Source organism: Streptomyces sp. SID3212 (genome assembly GCF_009865405.1).
Taxonomy (GTDB): Bacteria; Actinomycetota; Actinomycetes; order Streptomycetales; family Streptomycetaceae; genus Streptomyces.
In genome coordinates this window covers 1-5406 of the sequence record NZ_WWJY01000216.1, presented here as the reverse complement: position 1 = coordinate 5406, position 5406 = coordinate 1, and the positions used below count along the sequence as shown (strand labels likewise).

Below are 5406 nucleotides of genomic sequence, written 5' to 3'. Positions count from 1 at the left end.
GTACGCCCTGCATCCCGTACGCCTCCTCACGGAGCTGCGGGCCCCGGAGTCCGTCCCGGTGCTGATCGCCACCCTGGAACGGCTGTCCGCCCCGGACGAACCGCACTGGCGGGTGGCCCTGGCCTGCGTCGAGGGCCTGCACCGGCTGGCGGACCCGCGCGCCCGCCCGTCCCTGGAGGGAGCGCTGGCCCACCCCCGGCTGACGGAGGCGGCGACGGCGGCGCTGAGGTCCCTCCCGTAGCTCCGACGCCACGGCTCCGCCCGCCTGCGGCGTGCGGTGTCCTCAAACGCCGGACGGGCTCGAACTGCCGGGCGGGCCGGGAAAGTCGGATGGGCCGGGGGCGGATGGTGGGGTGAGGTGGCGGGTGTATCGCACTTCCGGGACGTGGGTGCCCGCTACGTCGAACGGCTCCTCCGCCCCGTCCGGCGCCAGGCCGGACCGCGTGTAGAAGCGGCGCGCGCGGTCGTTCTCCTTGAGGACCCAGAGCACCAGAGCCCCGTGCCCCGCCTCCCCGGCCGCCGCCGTCAGCGCGTCCATGAGTGCGCGGCCGACCCCGGTCGCGATCCGGTCGGGCCGTACGTACAGCGCGTACACCTCCGCCGTACCGGCCGGCACGTCCTCGTCGCGGCACGGACCGGAACAGCCCCAGCCCACCACCCGCCCCGCGTGCTCCGCGACCAGGTTCAGGACTCCGGGCGTCGGCTCGGTGAGGTACGCGCGGCGTCGCACCGTCTCCTTCTCGACGCTCATCGCGTCCAGGAACGGCTTCGGCATCAGCCCGGCGTACGCGTACTGCCAGCCCCGGACCCGGATCTCGGCGACCGCCTCGCAGTCGGCGTCCGTCATCTCCCGGACCCGAACGGTCAACGCGGGTCGCCCGGCGGGGGCGGGGTGACGGCGAACGCCTCTATCTCCACCAGCAGTTCCGGGCGGATCAGGGCCGCCACCTGGAACGCCGAGCTCGCCGGAGGGCGCTTCGGGTCGATCACCGCGTCGCGGGCGGCCCGTACCGCGGGGAGGTGGGCCACGTCCGTCACGAAGAACGTCAGCTTCACGACGTCGTCGAACGTCGCGTCCGCCGCCGCGAGGCAGCGCCGCAGGTTCTCGAACACCTGGCGTGCCTGGGCCGCCGGGTCGCCCACGCCGACGATCCCGCCGTCCTCGTCGAACGCGCACTGGCCCGAGATCGCGACGAAGCGGCCCGTGCCCCAGACCACGTGGCTGTAGCCGTTGCCGGGGGCGACCCCTTCGGGGGCGGTCACATGCGTGAGGTGTGTCATGGGGCCATTGTTTCCCATGGCACTGACAGTCTCCCATGGCACTGACAACGGGCCGGGGCCCCGGCCCCGCTCAGTAGCCGGCCGGCCGCACCACACCCGTCTCGTACGCGAAAACCGCCGCCTGCGTCCGGTCGCGCAGGCCCAGCTTGACCAGGATCCGGCCCACGTGGGTCTTCACGGTCTGCTCCGCCACGACGAGCCGCGCGGCGATCTCCGCGTTCGACAGACCCTGCGCGATCAGGGACAGCACCTCCGTCTCCCGCTCCGTCAGGTCGCCCACCCGCTCCCTGCGCGGCACACGCGGCGCGGCCGTCACCCGGGAGAACTCGGCGATCAGCCGCTTGGTGAGGTTCGGCGCGAGCAGCGCGTCCCCGGCCGCCACCACCCGTACCGCCTGCGCCAGTTCCTCCGCCGACGCGTCCTTCAGCAGAAAGCCGGACGCGCCCGCGCGCAGCGCCTCGTACACGTACTCGTCGAGATCGAAGGTGGTGAGGACGAGCACCTTCACGGGGGAGCCGGCCCGGGCGGTGAGGCGGCGGGTCGCCTCGATGCCGCCCAGTTCCGGCATCCGTATGTCCATCAGGACGACGTCCGGGGCGAGTTCCGCGACCTTGGCCAGCGCGTCCAGACCGTCCACCGCCTGGCCGACGACCTCGATGCCGGCCTCGGCGTTCAGCAGCACCGTGAAGCCCTGGCGGACCATGACCTGGTCGTCCGCGATCAGCACCCGGATGGGTGGCGGGGGCGAGGGGGGTGACGTCATGTGCCGTCCTCCAAGGACGTCGTGGGCTCCTCCGTCGGCAGCGTCGCCGTCACCTCGTACCCGCCCTGCGGCGTCGCCCCGGTGGCCAGTTCGCCGCCCAGCATCGCAGTGCGCTCCCGCATCCCCAGCAGCCCGTGCCCCATGTCCGTGGAAAGCGGCACATCCGTGGAGGGCGGTACATCCATGGACGGCGGCACATCCGTGGACGGCGGCGCGACGGCACGCGCGGGAGCGCCGTTCACCACCCGGACCACCACCCGCGACGGCAGGTACCCGATCTCCACCCGCACCTCCGCGCCCGGCGCGTGCCGCATCACGTTGCTCAGCGCCTCCTGCACGATGCGGTACGCCGACAGGCCGACCCCCGGCGCCAGCGGGCGCGGCTCACCGGTGAACCGGGTGGTGACCGCGAGCCCGGCCCCCCGTACGGTCCCGATCAGCTCGTCCAGCCGGTCCAGCGTGGGCTGCGGGGCGTGCCGCACGCTCTCGGACAGGGCGTCCTCGGAACGCAGGACGCCCAGCACGCGCCGCAGTTCGGTGAGCGCGCCGACGGCGTTCCCCCGTATCCCGGCGAGGTTCTCCCTCAACTCCTCGGACGGGTTGTCGACCAGGTGCGGGGCGACCTGCGCCTGGATGGAGATGACCGACATGTGGTGGGCGACCACGTCGTGCAGCTCGCGCGCGATCCGGTTGCGCTCCTCCAGGAGCGTGCGCCGTGCCCGCTCGTCGGCGGTGAGCCCGGCCTGGACGACCAGTTCGGTACGGGCCACCTGGCTGCCCCGCAGCGCGGCACCGACCACCACCGCGACGGTGAGGACGGCAGCGGCCCGCATCACGTCGGCGTTGTGTTCCGCGGTGACGAACAGCCCGCAGGCCGCCCCCGCCAGCAGGCTGATCACCAGCGCCCCGAACGCGGCCCGGGGACGGACCCGCAGCGCCAGCAGGAACAGCACCCCGGCCTGGAGAGCCATCCCCTCACCCGTCCAGGGGAACAGCACGTCCCGTCCCGCGGTGGCCTCCGTGGTCCGCGCGACGACCACCATGACCAGCGTCACCACCCACCACGCCGGCACCGGCCGGAACACCGCGACCACCAGCGCCGCCGCCTGGAGTACGCCGAGGAGCGTGCCGTACACCTGGCCGAGACCGGATTCCCAGATGAGGTTGTTGATCCCCATCGCGCCGACGAACAGCGCGCAGATCGCCGTCAGGAGGACCACCACCGGCTGCCACTCCCGCCAGCCGGGCCGCCCCGTGTCCGGCAGGGGACCGAACGCCCGCGCCCCCAGGAGGTCGTCCCGCAGCTGACGCGGCACCGCCCGCAGCACCGCCACCACCCGGCGTGGGTCTCTCGTCCGACCGACCCTAGACATGCCCCGCCTCCGCCTTCCGCGTGGGCCGTCCCTCACGGACGACCTCGGTCCGCCCGCGCGCCCGCTGTTCATGACCCCGGAACGCCGCCCAGCACACCAACAGCGCCCCCGCGAACGCCGGGAGCCACAGGAGTCTCGCCACCACCCACCCGGCGCCGTCCGGCACGGTGTGCAGGCCGGGCAGCGGTCGGCCCGCGAGCAGACCGATCGCGGTGACGGCCATCATCGAGGTCTGATGCCACAGGAAGAAAGTGAGAGCGGAGAGATTGGCCAGCGCCACCCCCGCCCACACCGCCGGCCGCGCGCACAGCCGCCGCAGCGGGCCGAGGAGCAGCAGGGCCGCCCCGCACTGTGCCAGGCCGAAGGTCACGGCGGCCAGGGTCGGCGGGTCGAGGTTGGAGACCGGCGCGCCCGGCACACCGACCATGGACGCCGGATAGCCCCCGAACAGGACCAGGAGCGTGGTGGCCGCCGAGCCGCCGCCCAGCAGTACCCAGGCCGCCCCGCGCCCGGTCAGGTCGCCACGGGACCAGGCCGCGCCCAGGCAGTACGGGACGAGCCAGCCCGCCGCCAGGTTGATCCAGCCGAGCCACGCGGGCCCGCCGAGGGCGAACCGGAACAGGTCCACGTGCAGGACCACGGCGAGCGGCCACAGCGGGTGCAGTCGCGCGACCAGGGGGGTCGCCGCCGTGAGCGCCATCAGGACCAGCAGGAACCACAGCGGGGACAGCACCAGCTTGAGCAGCGTGTGTACGGTCGCCAGGCTCACCCCGGAGACGAGCATCACGCCCGCCGCCACCGCCCACACCCCCAGCACGGCGGTCACCGGCCGCCACAGCCGGGCCGTCCTGGCGCCGAGCCACCGCCCGTACGTCGTGCCCCGGGCGCGGGCCGCCGCGTGACTCGGCGCCGCCACCTGCCCGCCGACCACGAAGAAGACGGCGAGCGTCTGGAACAGCCAGGAGACCGGGGCCAGGTGGGGCAGGTACAGGAGCGGGCTCGCGGCGCGCACCGTACCGCTGTCGGCGACCAGGGCGGTCACCAGCCAGTGGCCGAGCACCACACCGAGGATGGCGAGGGCGCGCAGGGCGTCGGTGGCCCGGTCGCGGCCGGGCGGGGTGGCGGAGTCGATCCGCCGCACGAGATCACGCACGGCCGGCCTCCCGGGTGGGGGTGTCCGCCGCCCCGTCGGCTATCCGGGCCAGGTTCCGCAACGACACCGACCCGGGGCGCAGATAGCCGCTGTGGGCGGCCCCGCCCGCGTCGAAGAGGCGGGCGCCGAACGCCTCCGACACCGGGTCCCTGCCGAACCCGACCGTGACGAAGGGCAGTCGGAGCCGTCCGTACGGCACCTGGGCGATGCGGTCGGCGGAGCCCCGGCCCGCCCAGACCGTGGCCCCGGTACGCAGCGCGGAGGCGTGGTCGACGCCGGTCCCGGGGCTGCCGTACAGCACCAGGTCGGCGACCGGCAGGCCCGGCGCGGCGCGGGCGCAGACGACCGAGCCGTACGAGTGGCAGAGCAGCGACACCCGCGCGGCGGGCGCGGCGGCGGCCAACTCGCCGACGAAGGACCGCAGATCAGGAGCCGCCTCCTCGGCGCGGCCCGCCGTCAGCACCTCGGGGCTCACCGTGGCCGGTGTCCGGTAGCCGAGCCAGGCGATCACGGCCGCCCCGGCGCCCATCTCCCGCCGGAGCGCGGCGGCTCCGGCCCCGAAGCGCGCGTAGTGGTCGAGGCCGGTGTCCGAGCCGGGCACCAGTACGGCGATCCGCCGGGCGTGCGCGAGATCGCCGAAGACCTCGGCGGTACGGCCGCCGTCACGCCCGTCGAAGGAGAGGAAGTGGCGTGCCGGGTCCGCCAGGACACGCAGCGCGGCGGCCCGTACGCGGTCGCCGTGACCGGCCGCCATCCGCTCGGCGGCCCGGATCCCGGCCCGGTTGACGGCGTACCGCGCGTCCAGGTCGGCGGGGTCCAGGTCGTCCCGCAGCGGC

At 74.6% G+C, this 5406-nt stretch carries 6 protein-coding genes and 1 pseudogene; 1 reads left to right on the top strand and 6 read right to left on the bottom strand.

Going from position 1 to position 5406, the window contains the following annotated elements; genetic code table 11:
* Positions 1-241, top strand: a pseudogene (locus GT042_RS06360) (adenylosuccinate lyase); the annotation flags it as partial.
* A gap of 42 nt (positions 242-283) precedes the next feature.
* Here GT042_RS06360 and GT042_RS06355 read toward each other — a convergent pair.
* From GT042_RS06355 to GT042_RS06330, 6 genes are all read right to left on the bottom strand, one after another.
* Positions 284-847, bottom strand: a complete 564-nt coding sequence (locus tag GT042_RS06355; RefSeq protein ID WP_161307721.1) for a GNAT family N-acetyltransferase — start codon at positions 845-847, stop codon at positions 284-286.
* Positions 848-864: 17 nt separating this feature from the next.
* On the bottom strand, positions 865-1281 hold the full coding sequence (locus GT042_RS06350) for a RidA family protein (RefSeq protein WP_161307720.1): 417 nt from the start codon (positions 1279-1281) through the stop codon (positions 865-867).
* A gap of 70 nt (positions 1282-1351) precedes the next feature.
* Positions 1352-2044, bottom strand: coding sequence for a response regulator transcription factor (locus tag GT042_RS06345; RefSeq protein ID WP_161307719.1), 693 nt, complete (start codon positions 2042-2044; stop codon positions 1352-1354).
* On the bottom strand, positions 2041-3417 hold the full coding sequence (locus GT042_RS06340) for a histidine kinase (RefSeq protein ID WP_161307718.1): 1377 nt from the start codon (positions 3415-3417) through the stop codon (positions 2041-2043). The genes GT042_RS06345 and GT042_RS06340 overlap by 4 nt, the downstream gene beginning before the upstream one ends.
* Complete coding sequence (locus GT042_RS06335) at positions 3410-4570, bottom strand: acyltransferase (RefSeq protein ID WP_161307717.1); 1161 nt, start codon at positions 4568-4570, stop codon at positions 3410-3412. The genes GT042_RS06340 and GT042_RS06335 overlap by 8 nt, the downstream gene beginning before the upstream one ends.
* Positions 4563-5406: alpha/beta hydrolase (locus GT042_RS06330; RefSeq protein WP_161307716.1), on the bottom strand; the 844-nt coding region annotated here is incomplete at its 5' end. The genes GT042_RS06330 and GT042_RS06335, both read right to left, overlap by 8 nt.

Coding starts and splice junctions, on each gene's coding strand:
- GT042_RS06350 (WP_161307720.1), bottom strand. CDS start 1,281: ATGACACACCTCACGCATGTGACCGCCCCCGAAGGGGTCGCCCCCGGC.
- GT042_RS06345 (WP_161307719.1), bottom strand. CDS start 2,044: ATGACGTCACCCCCCTCGCCCCCGCCACCCATCCGGGTGCTGATCGCG.
- GT042_RS06340 (WP_161307718.1), bottom strand. CDS start 3,417: ATGTCTAGGGTCGGTCGGACGAGAGACCCACGCCGGGTGGTGGCGGTG.
- GT042_RS06355 (WP_161307721.1), bottom strand. CDS start 847: ATGACGGACGCCGACTGCGAGGCGGTCGCCGAGATCCGGGTCCGGGGC.